We start from the raw sequence: 16952 nt of genomic DNA on the forward strand, positions 1-16952 counted from the left end.
GCGCCCGGGGGCACGGTCGTGTGGTCGTGCGGTGGTGCGGTGGCGCAGCCGGGCCGGGGGGTGGTCGTCCGGTGGTGCGGTCGTGTCACCCGCTGGCGGGCCTGGCGGGCCTGGCGGGCCTGGCGGCCAAGCAGGCAGGCGAGCGACGGGCAGGCAGGCTACGGGGGGCGTTCCGGCATCCGGACGCCCCTTTCTCACGTACACCTGTTGTATCTATCCTGTGCGCATGCCGTCCGCTCCCGCCTCCGCCGTCCCGCCCGTGCCCGCCCCCGTCAAGCAGCCGCCCGCCGCCGACCGCGTCTACATGCACGTCAAGCAGGCCGTCCTGGAGCGGCGCTACGAGGGCGGCACGCTCCTCACCGAGGGCGAGCTGGCCGAGGCCGTCGGGGTGTCGCGCACACCCGTGCGCGAGGCGCTGCTCAAGCTCGAAGTGGAAGGGCTCATCAGGCTCTACCCCAAGAAGGGCGCCCTCGTCCTCGCCGTCTCCGCGCAGGAGACCGCCGATGTGGTCGAGACGCGGCTGCTGGTGGAGGAGTTCGCCGTCCGCAGGGCGGTGCCCGCGCCCGCGCGGCTGATCGCCCGCCTGGAGGAGCTGCTCGCGGAGCAGAAGGAGAACGCGGCCGCCGGCGACCTCGCCGCCGTCGCCGTCACCGACCGCTGCTTCCACGCCGAGATCGTCCGCAACGCCGGCAACGAGATCCTCTCCCGCCTCTACGACCAGATGCGCGACCGCCAGCTGCGGATGGGCGTCGCCGTGATGCACGCCCAGCCCGACCGGATCGCCAAGAACATCACCGAGCACCAGGAGATGCTGGACGCCATCAGGGCCGGGGACGCCGAGCGCGCCGCGCACTGCGTGCGCCAGCACCTGAGCTGGGTCAAGGTCCTGGTCCGGGGTGCGGAACGATGAGTTCCGCCTCCTCCGGCTCGCCCTCCTCGTCCGACTCCGGCTCCTCCGGTTCCTCGGCTTCCTCCGGCTCCCCCGCCGGGCCCGGGCCCGTGCGCGCGGCCCTCGGCGGACGCCGCGCGGCCCTCGTGTGGGGCATCGGCGTCAGCGTCTACTTCGTCGCCGTCATCTTCCGCACCAGCCTCGGCGTCGCCGGACTCGACGCCGCCGACCGCTTCGGCGTCAACGCCTCCGCGCTCTCCACCTTCTCCATACTCCAGCTGCTCGTGTACGCGGGGATGCAGATACCCGTCGGCCTCATGGTCGACCGCCTCGGCACCAAGAAGGTGCTGACCCTGGGCGTCGTCCTCTTCACCGCCGGGCAGCTCGGCTTCGCCCTCTCGCCCTCCTACGGCACCGCCCTCGCCTCCCGCGCCCTGCTCGGCTGCGGCGACGCCATGACGTTCATCAGCGTCCTGCGGCTCGGCTCCCGCTGGTTCCCCGTCCGGCGCGGACCGCTGATCGCCCAGGTCGCCGCGCTCTTCGGGATGGCGGGCAACCTCGTCTCCACCATCGTCATCTCCCGCGCGCTGCACGGGATCGGCTGGACCGCCACCTTCGCGGGCAGCGCGCTCGCGGGCGTCGTCGTCCTGGTCCTGCTGCTGCTCTTCCTGCGCGACCACCCCGAGGGCCACGAGCCGCCGCCCGCCACGCACGCCGGGGCCGCCTACGTACGCCGCCAGATCGCCGAGTCCTGGCGCGAGCCCGGCACCCGCCTGGGCATGTGGGTGCACTTCACCACGCAGTTCCCGGCCATGGTGTTCCTGCTGCTGTGGGGGATGCCGTACCTGGTCGAGGCCCAGGGGCACTCGCGGGGGACGGCCGGCGAGCTGCTGACCCTGGTGGTGCTCTCCAACATGGTGGTGGGCCTGGTGTACGGGCAGGTCATCGCCCGCCACCACGCCGCCCGCGCGCCTCTCGCCCTCGGCACGGTCGGGGCGACCGCCGTCCTGTGGGCCGCCGCCGTCGCCTACCCCGCGCCGCACACCCCGATGTGGCTGCTGATCGTCCTGTGCGTGGTGCTGGGCGCCTGCGGCCCGGCCTCGATGATCGGGTTCGACTTCGCCCGCCCCGCCAACCCGCCCGAGCGCCAGGGCACCGCCTCCGGCATCGTCAACATGGGCGGCTTCACGGCCTCCATGACGACCCTGCTGGCGATCGGCGTGCTCCTCGACGCCACCGGCGACAACTACCGGATCGCCTTCGCCTCGGTCTTCGTCCTCCAGGCGCTCGGCATCGCCCAGATCCTGCGGCTGCGCGGCCGGGCGGCCCACCGCGAACGGGAGCGGCTGGTCGCGAGCCGGGTGGAGGCGGTCCACGTACCGGCGTGACGCACGCGGGGGCCGGGGCGGGGCGACGCCCGGCGGGCGTCCGCGCCTACGGCGTGACCGCGAAGTTCCGCAGGATCGCCGCCGCCAGCTCCTGGTCGCCCTCGGTCTTCACCCGGTCCGCGACCGCGTGCGGACGCACCCGGCCGCAGGCCAGCCGTACGAACGTCTCCCAGTCCATCGCGATCGTCACCAGCGGGCCCAGCGAGGGCGCGCCGTCGATCGTGCCGTGCCCCTCGGCGTCGACCCGTACCGTCCGCAGGAACTCCACCGGCCCGTGGATGTCGAAGACGACGGCCGAGTTCGCCGGGGCGCCCGCGTCCTTGGCGACGACCTTCGGCAGGGTGTGCAGCAGGATGTCACGGGCGACGTACGCACCCGGGGAGTCCAGGTTGCCCGGCCGGCCCAGCGCCCACCGCAGGTCCTGCTCGTGCACCCACACGTCGAACGCCCGCATCCGCAGCGCCAGTTCCAGGGTCTGCTCGGTGCCGAGCGGCGCGCGGACCAGGGTGCCGGGATCGCGGGTCTCGTTGCGCAGCTGACGCGCCCGGCGGATGACCGTGTACTCCAGCTCCGAGGTCATCTCCGGCGCGGTGTGGTGCCGGCGCACATCGACCTGCATCTCCATGTAGCGCGCGAACTCGCTCTGCACATGGTAGAGATCGCGCGGCAGGGTGTGGATCGGCCGCGGGTCGCCGAGCTGTTCGCACTCCATCCCGATGATGTGCGACACGATGTCGCGCACCGACCACGCCGGACACGGCGTGGCACGGTTCCACTCCCCCTCGACGAGCGGCATCACCAGCTCGGATATCGCCTCGATGGAATGGGTCCAGGCATCGGCGTAGGTCTGGAGGCTGGGATGGACGGTCACGGGACCCCTCGGCGGTTCTGTACGTACGCGGGCTGGGCGCTGTGGCAGTTAAGTTACGCTGCCGAAAGGCACCCCGGCAGTGCTTTCGTGTGACGATCGTAGGCCCGTGTTGACAACTCGAATGCCAGGACGGTGGTAGTGTGCGCGCCTCCCTCATCCAATTCGGTGTAGACCCTCAGGAATCGGTGGATTCCCGCAGGCGGCGCGCGGCGGCGCTGGTACGGGAGCAGTCGGGCAGCGACCTCGTCGTCCTGCCGGAGCTGTGGACGGTGGGGGCGTTCGCGTACGAGAGCTTCGCGGCCGAGGCGGAGAAGGCGGCTGACGGGCCGACGCATGAGGCCATGTCAGAGGCCGCGCGGGACGCGGGAGTCTGGCTGCACGCCGGCTCGATTCCCGAGCGCGGCGCGGACGGCGGCCTCTACAACACCTCCCTGGTCTTCTCGCCCGAGGGCGAACTGGCGGCCGTCTACCGCAAGATCCACCGCTTCGGCTTCGACCAGGGCGAGGCGGTCTTGATGAGCGCGGGCACCGAGCTGGTGACCGTGGCCCTGCCGCAGACCACCCTCGGCCTCGCGACCTGCTACGACCTGCGCTTCCCCGAGCTGTTCCGGGGCCTGGTCGACGCGGGCGCCCAGACCTTCGTCGTCCCGGCCGGCTGGCCCGCCCGACGCCTGGCCCACTGGACCCTGCTCGCCCGGGCGCGCGCGGTCGAGAACCAGGCGTACGTCCTGGCCTGCGGCACCGGCGGCAGCCACGCGGGCGTCCCGCAGGCGGGCCACAGCGTCGTGGTCGACCCCTGGGGCGAGGTCCTGGGCGAGGCGGGCGAGGGCGAGGAGGTCCTCACGGTCGAGCTGGACCCGGAGAAGGTGGCGGCGACGCGGGAGCGGTTCCCGGCCCTGAAGGACCGCCGCCTGCCCTGAACCGGGCCCGCCCCCTACCTCCGCGGGGCCACGGCGTCGTACGGCCGTGATCCGGTGTTCACGGGCCAATGGCAAGCTTGAAGGATGAACGATGCTGCCCCGGCGCCCACCCCCGCGCCCCGCCGTGCCCGCCTCCGTGCTCCTGAGCTGATCGGCAAAGGGGGCTGGATCAACACCGGCGGGAAGGATCTGAAGCTCGCCGACTTCCGAGGCCGCGTATTGATCTTGGATTTCTGGACCTTCTGCTGCATCAACTGTCTGCACGTCCTGGACGAGCTGCGGGAGCTGGAGGAGAAGCACCGGGACACCGTGGTGATCGTCGGGGTGCACTCGCCGAAGTTCGTGCACGAGGCCGAGCACCAGGCCGTCGTGGACGCCGTGGAGCGCTACCAGGTGCACCACCCGGTCCTGGACGACCCCGAGCTCGCGACCTGGAAGCAGTACGCCGTGCGGGCCTGGCCCACGCTCGTCGTGATCGACCCCGAGGGGTACATCGTCGCCCAGCACGCCGGTGAGGGCCATGCGCACGCCATCGCGAGGCTGGTGGAGGAGCTGGAGGCCGAGCACGCGGCGAAGGGGACGCTGCGGCGCGGGGACGGGCCGTACGTGCCGCCGGAGCCGGTGGCGGGCGGGCTGCGCTTCCCGGGCAAGGCGGTCGTGCTGCCGGGCAGCGGGAACTTCCTGGTCTCGGACACCACGCGGCACGAGCTGGTCGAGCTGGAGCCGGACGGGGAGAGCGTCGTCCGGCGGATCGGCGGCGGCGCGTTCAAGGAGCCGCAGGGGCTGGCGCTGCTGCCGGACGGGCGGGTGGTCGTCGCGGACACCGTCAACCACGCGCTGTGCGTCCTCGACCCGGTGAGCGGGGCGGTGGAGCGGGTCGCGGGCACCGGCAAGCAGTGGTGGCAGGGCTCGCCCACCTCCGGGCCGGCCCTGGAGGTCGACCTGTCCTCGCCGTGGGACGTCGCCTGGTGGCAGGGCAAGGTGTGGATCGCCATGGCCGGGGTGCACCAGCTGTGGACGTACGACCCGGAGAGCGGGACCGTCGAGGTCGCCGCCGGGACGACGCAGGAGGGCCTGGTCGACGGCCCGGCCGCCGAGGCGTGGTTCGCGCAGCCGTCCGGCCTGGCGGCGGCCGGGGACAGGCTGTGGGTGGCCGACTCGGAGAACTCCGCGCTGCGGTACGTGGAGCGCGCGGATTCCGGGTCCGGCTCCGGCTCCGGACCGGGGTACGTCGTGGGCACGGCCGTCGGGACCGGGCTCTTTGACTTCGGGCACCGGGACGGCGAGGCGGGGCAGGCACTGCTCCAGCATCCGCTGGGGGTGACGGCGCTGCCGGACGGGTCGGTGGCGGTGTCCGACACGTACAACCACGCGCTGCGCCGTTACGACCCGGCGTCGGGTGAGGTCACCACGCTGGCCACGGACCTGCGGGAGCCCAGCGACGCGGTGCTCGTCGGGGACGACATCGTGGTGGTGGAGTCGGCGCGGCACCGGCTGACCCGGCTGCGGCTGCCGGAGGAGGCGGTACGGGTGGACTCGGTGGCGCACCGCACGCGGCGGGAGGCGACCGAGGTCGCGCCGGGGGTGCTCCGGCTGGACGTGGTCTTCCAGGCGCCGGCGGGCCAGAAGCTGGACACCCGGTACGGCCCGTCGACGCGGCTGATCGTGTCCTCCACGCCGGTGGAGCTGCTGGTGGCCGGGGAGGGGACGGGGACGGACCTGTCCCGTGACCTGACGCTGGACCCGTCGGTTCCGGAGGGCGTCCTGCACGTCTCCGCGATGGCGGCCTCGTGCGACGACGACCCGGCGAACGAGTACCCGGCGTGCCATGTGCACCAGCAGGACTGGGGGGTCCCGGTCCGTCTGGTCCCGGGCGCGACGTCCCGCCTGCCGCTGGTCCTGGCGGGCCTGGACGGGTGAGCCCCTCCCCGCCCCCTCCCTGACCCCTCCGGGGGCGGGTGGGGGCGGAGGCGGTTCTCCCGGTGGCCATGCCGGGGGCGAAGCCCTCGGCAGCCCGCCCCGGCCCACCACCCGGCCGCCCGCCCAGGGCTCTGGGGAAGGGGCGGGGTGGGGGGAATCAGCCCCGCAGGAACGACAGCAGCGCGTTCGCCAGCAGGAACGGGTCGTCCGCCCCGCACAGTTCGCGGGCGCTGTGCATCGACAGGATCGCCACCCCGATGTCCACCGTCTGGATGCCGTGGCGCGCCGCCGTGATCGGGCCGATCGTCGTGCCGCACGGCATCGCGTTGTTGGAGACGAAGTGCTGCCACGGCACCCCGGCCCGCTCGCACGCCGCCGCGAAGACCGCCCGGCCCGAACCGTCCGTCGCGTACCGCTGGTTGACGTTGACCTTCAGGATCGGGCCGCCGTTGGCGCGCGGGTGGTGCGTCGGGTCGTGGCGCTCCGCGTAGTTGGGGTGGATCGCGTGGCCCGTGTCGGAGGAGAGGCAGACCGTGCCCGCGAAGGCGCGTGCCTTGTCCTCGTACGTACCGCCGCGCGCGAACACCGAGCGCTCCAGGACCGTCCCGAGCAGGGGGCCGTCCGCGCCGGTGTCGGCCTGGGAGCCGTTCTCCTCGTGGTCGAAGGCGGCGAGGACCGGGATGTAGGGGAGGTCCGCCTCCGTCGACGCCGCCGCGAGCGCCGCCGTGCCCGCGTGCACCGAGATGAGGTTGTCCATCCTCGGGCCCGCCAGCAGCTCCTCGTCGCGGCCCAGGTACGCGGGCGGCTCGATCGAGTGGACCATCAGGTCCCAGCCGGTGACCTCGCCCTCGGCCAGGCCCGCCTCCTGCTCCAGGAAGCGGATCAGATCGCCCTCGGCGACGTCGCCCAGGCCCCAGATCGGCTGGAGGTGCTTCTGGCGGTCCAGCTTGAGCCCGTCGTTGGCCGACCGGTCCAGGTGGATGGCCAGCTGCGGGACGCGCAGCAGCGCGCGGTCCACGTTGACCAGGACGTGCGAGCCGTCGCGCAGGGTGAGGCGGCCCGCGAGGCCCAGGTCGCGGTCGAGCCAGGTGTTCAGGAGCGTCCCGCCGTAGACCTCCACGGCGACCTGGCGCCAGCCGAACGCCCCGGCGTCCGGCAGCGGCTTGACCCGCAGGTTCGGCGAGTCGGTGTGCGCGCCGACGATCCGGAACGGGGTGTGCGCCGCCGCGCCCTCCGGCACGAACCAGGCGATGATCGCCCCGCCGCGCAGCACGAACTTCCCGCCCGCCGACCCGTCCCACGCGTCCGTCTCCCGCACCTGCTGGAAGCCGGCCTTCTCCAGCCGCGCGGCCGCGTTCGCCACCGCGTGGTACGGCGAGGGGCTCGCCGCGAGGAAGGACATCAGGTCGTCGGTGTGTCCGCGGTCGAAGCGGGAGGGTGTGCTCATGCGTTCACCTTAACGAGGGGGTCCGACAGACAAGGGCCCGCTCCCCGGGCGGGAAGCGGGCCCTTGGTCCGGCGGCCCGGAAGGAGGCCGCGACAGGCTCGTGGACGAGCGGGAGCGTCGGCTAGAACGCGGCCTCGTCGAGCTCCATCAGGGAGTTGTCGACGGTCTCGGCCAGCGCGCGGGCGGTGCCGACGCCCGGCAGGACGTTCGCGGCGAAGAACTTCGCGGCGGCGATCTTGCCGGTGTAGAACGCGACGTCCTTGGGGGAGGCGGTCGGCAGCTTCTCGGCGGCGACGGCCGCGCTCTTGAGGAGCAGGTAGCCGACGACGACGTCGCCGGAGGCCATCAGCAGGCGGGTGGTGTTGAGGCCCACCTTGTAGATGTTCTTGACGTCCTCGCCGGTGGCGGTCAGGTCGGTGATCATCGTGCCGACGATCGCCTCCAGGTCCACCGTGGCCTTGGCCAGCGAGTCCAGCGCGCCGCCCAGCTCCTCGTGGCCCGACTGCTCGGCGAGGAACTTCTTGATCTCCTCGGAGAGGAGGTTGAGCGAGGCGCCCTGGTCGCGGACGATCTTCCGGAAGAAGAAGTCCTGGCCCTGGATCGCGGTGGTGCCCTCGTAGAGGGTGTCGATCTTGGCGTCGCGGATGTACTGCTCGATCGGGTACTCCTGGAGGTACCCGGAGCCGCCGAAGGTCTGGAGCGACTCGTGCGAGAGCTTCTCGTACGACTTCTCCGAGCCGTAGCCCTTCACGATCGGCAGGAGGAGGTCATTGAGGCCGACGAGCGCCTTGGCGTCCTCGCCCGCGGCCTCCTTGACCTGGATCGCGTCCTGGACGGCGGCGGTGTAGAGGACGAGGGAGCGCATGCCCTCGGCGTACGCCTTCTGCGTCATCAGCGAGCGGCGCACGTCCGGGTGGTGGGTGATCGTCACCTTGGGCGCGGTCTTGTCCATGAACTGCGAGAGGTCGCTGCCCTGGACGCGCTCCTTGGCGTACTCGAGAGCGTTGAGGTAGCCCGTGGAGAGCGTCGCGATGGCCTTCGTGCCGACCATCATGCGGGCGAACTCGATGATCATGAACATCTGGCGGATGCCGTCGTGCTTGTCGCCGATCAGCCAGCCCTTGGCGGGGTGCTTGTCGCCGAAGGTCATCTCGCACGTGTTGGACGCCTTGAGGCCCATCTTGTGCTCGACGTTCGTCGCGTACACGCCGTTGCGCTCGCCCAGCTCGCCGGTCTCCCAGTCGAAGTGGAACTTCGGGACCAGGAAGAGGGAGAGGCCCTTGGTGCCGGGGCCGTGGCCCTCGGGGCGGGCGAGGACGTAGTGGAGGATGTTCTCCTCCATGTCGTGCTCACCGGAGGTGATGAAGCGCTTCACGCCCTCGATGTGCCACGAGCCGTCGGGCTGCTCGACGGCCTTGGTGCGGCCGGCGCCCACGTCCGAGCCGGCGTCCGGCTCGGTGAGGACCATGGTGGAGCCCCAGCGCTTCTCGACGGCGATCTCGGCGATCTTCTTCTGCGCCTCGTTGCCCTCCTCGAAGAGGATGCCCGCGAAGGCCGGGCCCGAGGAGTACATCCAGACGGCCGGGTTCGCGCCGAGCAGCAGCTCCGCGTACGCCCAGATGAGCGAGCGGGGGGAAACGGTTCCGCCGATCTCCTCCGGCAGGCCCAGACGCCAGTACTCGCTGTCCATGAAGGCCTTGTAGGACTTCTTGAAGGACGCCGGGACGGGCGCGGTGTTGGTCTCCGGGTCGAACACCGGCGGGTTGCGGTCGGCGTCGGCGAAGGAGTCGGCCAGCTCGTTCTCGGCGAGACGCGCGATCTCGTCGAGGATGGTCTTGGCGGTGTCGACGTCCATCTCGGCGAACGGGCCGGTGCCGTACAGCTTGTCGCGCCCGAGGACCTCGAAGAGGTTGAACTCGATGTCGCGGAGATTCGACTTGTAGTGCCCCATGGCGACGGCTCCGTAAGCAGATCGGTTACATCTCTACCAGCAAGTAGCTACGATGATGCTACCCGTCGGTAATAAGACGCAACCCCTCTGGGCCCATATGTGGCGCACTACTCTTGCGCCCATGTACGGCTACGACCAGAACCAGGGTGCTCAAGCGCAGTACTCCCAGCCGCAGCCCTCCTACGGGGAGCAGCCGCTGTACCCCGAGCCGTCACCGCCCTCGCTCGCGGACGCGGTGCGGGCGTTCACCACGGGCTCGCTCTCGGCCGAGGACTTCCAGCAGATCTTCGCGGGCTCCAAGGTGTACTGCCCGCGCGGCGACAACCCCGGGTTCCTGGCGCTGCACAACACGCAGCAGCCGGTCATCCCGATGTTCACCTCGCTGAAGGAGCTGCGCCGGTACGCGGGCAAGGAGTCCAAGTACTTCGTGATCACCGGCGCCGAGGTGATCGACCTGCTGCCGACCGGGTACGGCTTCGTCCTGGACATGGAGGGGGACCACCGGATGGTGTTCGACGCGAAGGCGGTCGAGCAGATGGTGGACTTCGCCATGCGGCGGATGTACGGCTGAGGGGCCCGTTCACCGCCCCCTCGCCCCCTTCGTACCTCCCTGTTCCCCCTCCCTCCCCCCTCGGGAATCAGTGCGCCTTGCCGACTGTTCACCATTCAACTACTTTGGATGCTGAGCATCCCCCCGAGGAGGGCCGTCCCATGCCTGCTGTGACCGTCGAAAACCCGCTCACCCTGCCGCGCGTGGCCGCGCCGGAGGGTGCGGTGCCGCGTCCCGTGCTCGCCGTGAGCACGGCGCCGGCCGGATTCGAGGGGGAGGGGTTCCCGGTGCGGCGCGCGTTCGCCGGGATCAACTACCAGTACCTGGACCCGTTCATCATGATGGACCAGATGGGTGAGGTGGAGTACGCGCCGGGCGAGCCCAAGGGCACGCCGTGGCACCCGCACCGGGGCTTCGAGACGGTCACGTACCTGATCGACGGCACCTTTGTGCACCAGGACAGCAACGGTGGCGGCGGCACGATCATGAACGGCGACACCCAGTGGATGACGGCCGGGTCCGGCCTGCTCCACATCGAGGCGCCGCCGGAGTCGCTGGTCACCTCGGGCGGCCTCTTCCACGGCCTCCAGCTGTGGGTGAACCTCCCCGCCGCCGACAAGATGATGGACCCGCGCTACCAGGACATCCGGGGCGGCCAGGTCCAGCTGCTGACCTCGCCGGACGGGGGCGCGCTGCTGCGGGTGATCGCGGGGGAGCTGGACGGCCACGAGGGGCCGGGGATCACGCACACCCCGATCACGATGATCCACGCGACGGTACGGCCCGGCGCGGAGGTCACGCTGCCGTGGCGGGCGGACTTCAACGGGCTGGCGTACGTGCTGGCCGGGCGCGGTTCCGTGGGTGCGGGGCGCCGGCCCGTGGCGATGGGGCAGACCGCCGTCTTCGGTGACGGCGGGTCCCTGACGGTCCGGGCGGACGAGCGGCAGGACGGGCACACGCCCGACCTGGAGGTCGTGCTGCTGGGTGGGCGGCCCATCCGTGAGCCGATGGCGCATTACGGGCCGTTCGTGATGAACACGCGGGATGAGCTTCAGCAGGCGTTCGAGGACTTCCAGAAGGGGAGGTTGGGGACGGTGCCGGCGGTTCACGGCATGTGAATGGCCCCTCCCCGCCCCTTCCCTAAACCCTCCGGGGGTGGGGGAGGGGCGGGCCGGGGGAAGCTGCTTTCCCGGGGGCTGCGCCCCCTGCACCCCTGGCGGGGGCTGCGCCCCCTGCACCCCTGGCGGGGGCTGCGCCCCCTGCACCCCTGGCGGGGGCTGCGCCCCCTGCACCCCGGCTGCCGCCTTTCGTCTGCGGACCGTGGCTGGCCGCTCGCGCAGTTCCCCGCGCCCCTGGGGGGTCCTCCGCATCCGGAACCCGAAGCTCAGCCACATCCTCTTGGGGACTCACGCAGCCGCAGACGGGCACGGGTTTTTCAGGGGCGCGGGGAACTGCGCGACCAGCCCCCACGCTGCCGCAGACAGGCACGGGGTTGTCAGGGGCGCGGGGAACTGCGCCGGCAGTCTCGCTCCGTCGCTGGGGGCGCGAGGGCGGGGGTGGACACGGGCGGGTGTACAGCGGGCGCGGGGTGGGGGGGATCGTGGTGGCGTGGAGGGGTGGAGCACGTCAAGCCCCTCCTCCCCGAGTCCGCGCGGCGTCTCGCCGCGTGGTGCGTCGTCGTGCTGCTCGTCACCGGTGTCGCCGCCGTCGCCGTCTGGCTCTGCGTGGTGTTCAAGACCGCCGTCACCCCCGTCCTGCTCGCCCTGCTGGGCACGGCCCTGCTCGGGCCCGTCTTCCGGCGGCTGCTGAAGCTGCGGATGCGGCGCTCGCTCGCGGCGGGGCTCACCTGTGTCGCGCTCGTGGCGGTGGTCGGCGGCGCCGGATACGTCGTCGTCAGCGCCCTCATCGACACCGGGGACCAGATCATCGCGTCGCTGCGGCAGGCCGGGCGGTGGCTGGCCGACCACTTCGGGATCGCCGGCGGCGACGGCGTCTCCAGCCTCGCCGACAACGCCAAACCGCTGCTCGGCAAGTTCGGCGCCACCGCCGCGTCGGGGCTGCTCACCGGGCTCAGCATCGTCGGCTCGCTCATCGCGACCGGTGTGCTGTCGCTGCTGCTGACGTTCTTCTTCCTGAAGGACTCCGACCGGGCCGTCCACCTGGCCCACTCCCTCGCCCCGCGCGGCACCGGGCCGGTCGTGGAGGCCATGGCCCGGCGGGCCTTCGAGGCCGTCGAGGGGTTCATGCGGGGCACCACGATCATCGCCCTCATCGACGCCCTGTGCATCACCGTCGGGCTGCTCGTCCTGCGCGTGCCCGGCGCGGTGGGTCTGGGCGCCCTGGTCTTCATCGGCGCGTACATCCCCTACCTCGGCGCCTTCGTCTCCGGGGCCGTCGCGGTCCTGGTGGCGCTCGCCGACCGGGGCTTCGGGATCGCGCTGTGGACGCTCGGGGTCGTCCTGGCCGTACAGCAGCTGGAGGGGCACATCCTCCAGCCGGTGATCCAGAGCCGGACCGTGCAGATGCACCCGGCCATGGTCATGATCGCCATCACGGCGGGGGCGAGCGTCGCCGGGCTGCTGGGGATGCTCCTCGCCGTGCCCGTCGCGGCCGCCGCGTTCGGTGTCATCGGCGAGCTGCGGAAGCGTTACGCCGAAGGGGAGTCCCCGTCGGGCCCCTCGTAGAGCTCGAACCAGATCGACTTGCCCTCGCCCCGGGGGTCCACCCCCCACCGGTCCGCCAGCATCTCCATCAGCACCAGACCCCGCCCGCTGGACGCCATCTCGCCGGGGCGGCGCTTGTGCGGCAGGTCGTCGCTGGTGTCGGCCACCTCCACGCGCAGACAGCGGGACCCGGGCGGGCCGGTGGCCTCCGCGACCAGGAGCGCGTCGCCGTCCGTGTGGACCAGGACGTTGGTGACCATCTCGGAGACCATCAGGACGGCCGAGTCCACCTGCTCGTCGTCGGCCCAGTCGTGCAGCAGCTCGCGCAGCTGCCGGCGGACCCCGGCGATCCGGTGCGGTTCGGCCTGGGCGACGGTCACGGCGGTGCGGCGGGCCGGGACCGTCCGGGTGGCGGGGTCCGTGCCGCAGCCGCACACGTCGCTGTTGCGGCACAGCAGCAGCACCGCGATGTCGTCCTCGCGGCGGTCGGCCAGCGGCCCCACCGTGTGGTGCGAGGGCGGCCCGTGCACCGCCTGGACCAGCGCGTCCGCCAGCTTCTCCAGGCCGTCTCCGGTGTCCTCCTCCAGGACCGGCCGCAGCCGGGTCCAGCCCGAGGCCATGTCGTGGCCGCCGGTCTCGATCAGCCCGTCCGTGCAGAGCATCATCGTCTCGCCCGGCTCCAGGACGAGCCGGGTGGTCGGATAGTCGGAGTCCGCCTCGATGCCCAGGGGCAGCCCGCCCGAGGTCTGGCGGATCAGCGCGGTGCCCTCGGCCGTACGGATGACGGGGTCGGGGTGGCCGGCCCGGGCGATGTCGAGGGTGCCGGTGGCGGGGTCGACCTCGATGTAGAGGCAGGTCGCGAAGCGCGGGTGCTCGTCGCCCGCCTCGTAGGACTCCCCGTACGACTCGGTGATCCCGTAGAGGAAGCGCGAGGCGCGCGAGAGGACCGCGTCGGGGCGGTGGCCCTCGCTGGCGTACGCCCGCAGCGCGATGCGCAGCTGTCCCATCAGCCCCGCGGCCCGTACGTCATGGCCCTGGACGTCCCCGATGACCAGGGCGAACCGGCCGGACGGCAGCGGGATCATGTCGTACCAGTCGCCGCCCACCTGGAGTCCGCCGCCGGTCGGCACATAGCGCGCGGCGACCGTCATGCCGGGAATCTCGGGGCCCAGCGTCGGCATCATCGAGCGCTGGAGGCCGAGGGAGAGCTCGCGCTCGGACTCGGCCTCGCCCGCCCGCGCCAGCGCCTGGGCGAGCATCCGGGCCACCGTGGTGAGCACCGACCGCTCGTCGGGCGTGAACGCCACGGCGTGCTTGAACGCCGCCATCCAGGTGCCCATGGTCTTCCCGGCCACGATCAGCGGCAGGAACGCCCAGGACCGGCGGTCGAAGCGCCGGGCCAGCGGCCAGGTGGCCGGATAGCGGCGGCGGTACTCCTCGGGGCTGGAGAGGTAGATGGCGCGCCCGGTCCGTACGACGTCCGCCGCCGGGTAGTCCGTGTCCAGCGGCATGTCCGCGAAGGGGCCGTCGTCGCCGGGGTTGTGCCCGTGGTGGCCGATGATCGACAGGCGGTCCCCGGCGACCCCGAAGACGGCGAGGCCGTCGGGCGAGAAGCCCGGCATGGACAGCGAGGCCGCCACCCGCAGCACCTCGGCCGTGGAGCGGGCCTCGGCCAGCGCCCGGCCCGCGTCCAGCAGGAACGCCTCCCGCGAGCGGCGCCAGTCGCCGGTGATGGGGGTGTGCGCGGCGATGGACGGCTGTGGCTCCGCGACCTCCTGGAGGGTGCCGACCAGGACGTAGTCCACGCCGTCGGCCGTCTCCTTGCGCAGCGGCTTGGAGCGGCTGCGTACGGTCCGCAGCACCCGCCCGCTCTCGTCCATGATCCGCATCCGGGCCTCGGCGAGGGTGCCCTCCGCGACGGCCAGGGCCACGATCTGGTCGACCTCGTTCCAGTCGACCGGGTGGAAGCGGGAGCGCACGGCGGCCTCGCTGAGCGCCACCCGCTCGGGGGGCAGGCCGAGGAGGCGGGCGGCCTCGGCGTCGAGCGTGACCGTTCCGGACGCGTTGTCCCAGCGCCACAGCCCGGTGGCGATCGCAGCCAGGACGTCCTCGGTGCGCATGATCCCCACTCTAGGCAGCCCGTTTTATACCGGCGAGAGCTGCTGGGCCCGGCCGGTAACCTGGAGGGACTGTTTCCCGCCTGTCACGCGAAGAACTGGATGAAGAAATGCATCGGTACAGGTCCCACACCTGCGGCGAGCTCCGCGCCTCCGACGTCGGCGCCGACGTCCGGCTGAGCGGCTGGCTGCACAATCGCCGAGACCTGGGCGGCATCCTCTTCATCGATCTGCGCGACCACTACGGCATCACCCAGCTGGTCGCCCGCCCGGGCACGCCCGGCGCGGAGGTCCTGGACAAGCTCTCCAAGGAGACGGTCGTCCGGATCGACGGCAAGGTCGTCTCGCGCGGCGCGGAGAACGTGAACGCGGACCTGCCGACCGGCGAGATCGAGATCGAGGTCGGTGAGGTCGAGGTGCTCGGCGCGGCCGGCCCGCTGCCGTTCACGATCAACGCCGAGGACGGCGTCAACGAGGAGCGGCGCCTGGAGTACCGCTTCCTCGACCTGCGCCGCGAGCGCATGCACCGCAACATCATGCTGCGCTCGGCCGTCATCTCGGCGATGCGCCGCAAGATGACCGCGCTCGGCTTCAACGAGATGGCGACCCCGATCCTCGCCGCGACCTCCCCCGAGGGCGCCCGCGACTTCGTCGTCCCCTCCCGGCTGAACCCCGGCAGGTTCTACGCGCTGCCGCAGGCCCCGCAGCAGTTCAAGCAGCTGCTGATGATCTCGGGCTTCGACCGCTACTTCCAGATCGCGCCCTGCTTCCGCGACGAGGACGCCCGCGCGGACCGCTCGCCGGGCGAGTTCTACCAGCTCGACGTCGAGATGAGCTTCGTCGAGCAGGAGGACGTCTTCCAGCCGATCGAGAAGCTCATGACCGAGCTGTTCGAGGAGTTCGGCGGCGGACGCCACGTCACCTCGCCGTTCCCGCGGATCCCGTTCCGCGAGTCGATGCTGAAGTACGGCAACGACAAGCCGGACCTGCGCGCCCAGCTGGAGCTCGTCGACATCACCGACGTCTTCGCGGGCTCGGAGTTCAAGGCGTTCGCCGGCAAGCACGTGCGCGCGCTGCCGGTGCCGGACGTCGCGGGCCAGTCCCGCAAGTTCTTCGACGGCCTCGGTGAGTACGCGGTGGAGCACGGCGCCAAGGGCCTGGCCTGGATCCGCGTCGGCGAGGACGGCACCTTCGCGGGTCCGATCGCCAAGTTCCTCACCGAGGAGAACGTCAAGGTCCTCACCGAGCGCCTCGGCCTCGCCGCCGGGCACGCCGTCTTCTTCGGCGCGGGCGAGTACGACGAGGTCTCCAAGATCATGGGCGCGGTCCGCGTCGAGGCCGCCAAGCGCGCCGGCCACTTCGAGGAGGGCGTCTTCCGGTTCTGCTGGATCGTCGACTTCCCGATGTACGAGAAGGACGAGGAGACCGGCAAGATCGACTTCTCGCACAACCCCTTCTCCATGCCGCAGGGCGGTCTGGAGGCCCTTCAGACCCAGGACCCGCTGGACGTGCTGGGCTGGCAGTACGACATCGTCTGCAACGGCATCGAGCTGTCCTCGGGCGCGATCCGGAACCACGAGCCCGAGATCATGTTCAAGGCCTTCGAGGTCGCCGGGTACGACCGGGAGACCGTGGAGCGCGAGTTCGGCGGCATGCTCAAGGCGTTCCGCCTCGGCGCCCCGCCGCACGGCGGCATCGCCCCGGGCGTGGACCGCATCGTGATGCTCCTCGCCGACGAGCCCAACATCCGCGAGACCATCGCGTTCCCGCTCAACGGCAACGCGCAGGACCTGATGATGGGCGCGCCCACCGAGCTGGACGAGACGCGGCTGCGCGAGCTGAACATCCAGCTGCGCAAGCCGGTCGCGCCCAAGACCGCCGACAAGTAGCGGACAAGTAGCCGACAAGTAGCGGACAGCAGCCGCCGGAGCAGCCGCTTTCCCGGGCTGCTCCCCGGGCGGCCCCGTACGGCGACGGGCCCGGATCCCCCGCGGATCCGGGCCCGCGTCAGTCGTCGGCCGGGTCCACCGGGTCCGGCGCCGGCGGCCCGTGCGGGCGCCTCGCGCTCTGCCGGTTCGCCTCGCGGACCTTGGCCAGCAGCTCCTCGCGGCGGCGCTCCTCCTCCGCCTGCGGCTGGTCGGTACTCCTCGTCACTGCGCGCACCCCCTCCGTACGTCACCCATGTCCGCAGCGTGCGCGCGCGGGACGCGGCCCGCAACCCGGGCAGGGCACGCGA

The 16952-nt window shown here is 71.9% G+C and carries 13 protein-coding genes; 8 read left to right on the forward strand and 5 right to left on the reverse strand.

The features are described 5' to 3' along the window. The first annotated feature begins 226 nt into the window (after window positions 1-226). Window positions 227-910: a GntR family transcriptional regulator gene (locus tag ABZ404_RS10850; RefSeq protein ID WP_358833733.1), complete on the forward strand. Its 684-nt coding sequence runs from the start codon at window positions 227-229 to the stop codon at window positions 908-910. Continuing rightward, on the forward strand, window positions 907-2277 hold the full coding sequence (locus ABZ404_RS10855) for an MFS transporter (protein ID WP_358833732.1): 1371 nt from the start codon (window positions 907-909) through the stop codon (window positions 2275-2277). The genes ABZ404_RS10850 and ABZ404_RS10855 overlap by 4 nt, the downstream gene beginning before the upstream one ends. Window positions 2278-2323: 46 nt before the next feature. Here ABZ404_RS10855 and ABZ404_RS10860 read toward each other — a convergent pair whose 3' ends face one another. After that, window positions 2324-3148 carry a maleylpyruvate isomerase family mycothiol-dependent enzyme gene (locus tag ABZ404_RS10860; RefSeq protein WP_358833731.1) on the reverse strand — a complete coding sequence of 275 codons (825 nt, stop codon included), beginning with the start codon at window positions 3146-3148 and terminating at the stop codon, window positions 2324-2326. Window positions 3149-3288: 140 nt separating this feature from the next. Between ABZ404_RS10860 and ABZ404_RS10865 the strand changes: the two genes are divergently transcribed. Continuing rightward, window positions 3289-4068 carry a carbon-nitrogen family hydrolase gene (locus ABZ404_RS10865; RefSeq protein ID WP_358833730.1) on the forward strand — a complete coding sequence of 260 codons (780 nt, stop codon included), beginning with the start codon at window positions 3289-3291 and terminating at the stop codon, window positions 4066-4068. Between the two features lie 84 nt (window positions 4069-4152). Beyond that, window positions 4153-5988, forward strand: coding sequence for an NHL domain-containing thioredoxin family protein (locus ABZ404_RS10870; protein WP_358833729.1), 1836 nt, complete (start codon window positions 4153-4155; stop codon window positions 5986-5988). A gap of 157 nt (window positions 5989-6145) precedes the next feature. Here the strand turns inward: ABZ404_RS10870 and ABZ404_RS10875 are convergent, their stop codons facing one another. After that, window positions 6146-7435: a M18 family aminopeptidase gene (locus ABZ404_RS10875; protein WP_358833728.1), complete on the reverse strand. Its 1290-nt coding sequence runs from the start codon at window positions 7433-7435 to the stop codon at window positions 6146-6148. A gap of 121 nt (window positions 7436-7556) precedes the next feature. After that, entirely contained in the window at window positions 7557-9386 is a 1830-nt protein-coding gene (locus ABZ404_RS10880) for an acyl-CoA dehydrogenase (protein ID WP_358833727.1), read from the reverse strand. 121 nt (window positions 9387-9507) lie between these two features. Between ABZ404_RS10880 and ABZ404_RS10885 the strand changes: the two genes are divergently transcribed. From ABZ404_RS10885 to ABZ404_RS10895, 3 genes are all read left to right on the forward strand, one after another. Next, on the forward strand, window positions 9508-9957 hold the full coding sequence (locus tag ABZ404_RS10885; protein ID WP_358833726.1) for an SseB family protein: 450 nt from the start codon (window positions 9508-9510) through the stop codon (window positions 9955-9957). Window positions 9958-10097: 140 nt separating this feature from the next. Next, window positions 10098-11054, forward strand: coding sequence for a pirin family protein (locus ABZ404_RS10890; RefSeq protein ID WP_358833725.1), 957 nt, complete (start codon window positions 10098-10100; stop codon window positions 11052-11054). A gap of 498 nt (window positions 11055-11552) precedes the next feature. Then, window positions 11553-12620 (forward strand): AI-2E family transporter, encoded by a 1068-nt coding sequence (locus tag ABZ404_RS10895; protein WP_358833724.1) that lies wholly within the window; start codon window positions 11553-11555, stop codon window positions 12618-12620. On the opposite strand, the gene ABZ404_RS10900 is transcribed toward ABZ404_RS10895, so the two are convergent. Continuing rightward, window positions 12584-14719 carry a SpoIIE family protein phosphatase gene (locus ABZ404_RS10900; RefSeq protein ID WP_358833723.1) on the reverse strand — a complete coding sequence of 712 codons (2136 nt, stop codon included), beginning with the start codon at window positions 14717-14719 and terminating at the stop codon, window positions 12584-12586. The genes ABZ404_RS10895 and ABZ404_RS10900 overlap by 37 nt on opposite strands. A gap of 107 nt (window positions 14720-14826) precedes the next feature. On the opposite strand from ABZ404_RS10900, the gene aspS reads away from it, so the two are divergent. Next, window positions 14827-16605, forward strand: a complete 1779-nt coding sequence (aspS, locus tag ABZ404_RS10905) for an aspartate--tRNA ligase (protein ID WP_358833722.1) — start codon at window positions 14827-14829, stop codon at window positions 16603-16605. A gap of 118 nt (window positions 16606-16723) precedes the next feature. Here the strand turns inward: aspS and ABZ404_RS10910 are convergent, their stop codons facing one another. Continuing rightward, window positions 16724-16870, reverse strand: coding sequence for a hypothetical protein (locus ABZ404_RS10910; RefSeq protein ID WP_358834272.1), 147 nt, complete (start codon window positions 16868-16870; stop codon window positions 16724-16726). Between the last annotated feature and the right edge of the window lie 82 nt (window positions 16871-16952).

Source organism: Streptomyces sp. NPDC005878 (genome assembly GCF_040629815.1).
GTDB lineage: Bacteria > Actinomycetota > Actinomycetes > Streptomycetales > Streptomycetaceae > Streptomyces.

Excerpts from the sequence above, each read along its gene's own strand:
- ABZ404_RS10850 (WP_358833733.1), top strand. The coding sequence starts at position 227 with ATGCCGTCCGCTCCCGCCTCCGCCGTCCCGCCCGTGCCCGCCCCCGTC.
- ABZ404_RS10855 (WP_358833732.1), top strand. The coding sequence starts at position 907 with ATGAGTTCCGCCTCCTCCGGCTCGCCCTCCTCGTCCGACTCCGGCTCC.
- ABZ404_RS10870 (WP_358833729.1), top strand. The coding sequence starts at position 4,153 with ATGAACGATGCTGCCCCGGCGCCCACCCCCGCGCCCCGCCGTGCCCGC.
- ABZ404_RS10875 (WP_358833728.1), bottom strand. The coding sequence starts at position 7,435 with ATGAGCACACCCTCCCGCTTCGACCGCGGACACACCGACGACCTGATG.
- ABZ404_RS10880 (WP_358833727.1), bottom strand. The coding sequence starts at position 9,386 with ATGGGGCACTACAAGTCGAATCTCCGCGACATCGAGTTCAACCTCTTC.
- ABZ404_RS10885 (WP_358833726.1), top strand. The coding sequence starts at position 9,508 with ATGTACGGCTACGACCAGAACCAGGGTGCTCAAGCGCAGTACTCCCAG.
- ABZ404_RS10890 (WP_358833725.1), top strand. The coding sequence starts at position 10,098 with ATGCCTGCTGTGACCGTCGAAAACCCGCTCACCCTGCCGCGCGTGGCC.
- ABZ404_RS10900 (WP_358833723.1), bottom strand. The coding sequence starts at position 14,719 with ATGCGCACCGAGGACGTCCTGGCTGCGATCGCCACCGGGCTGTGGCGC.
- aspS (WP_358833722.1), top strand. The coding sequence starts at position 14,827 with ATGCATCGGTACAGGTCCCACACCTGCGGCGAGCTCCGCGCCTCCGAC.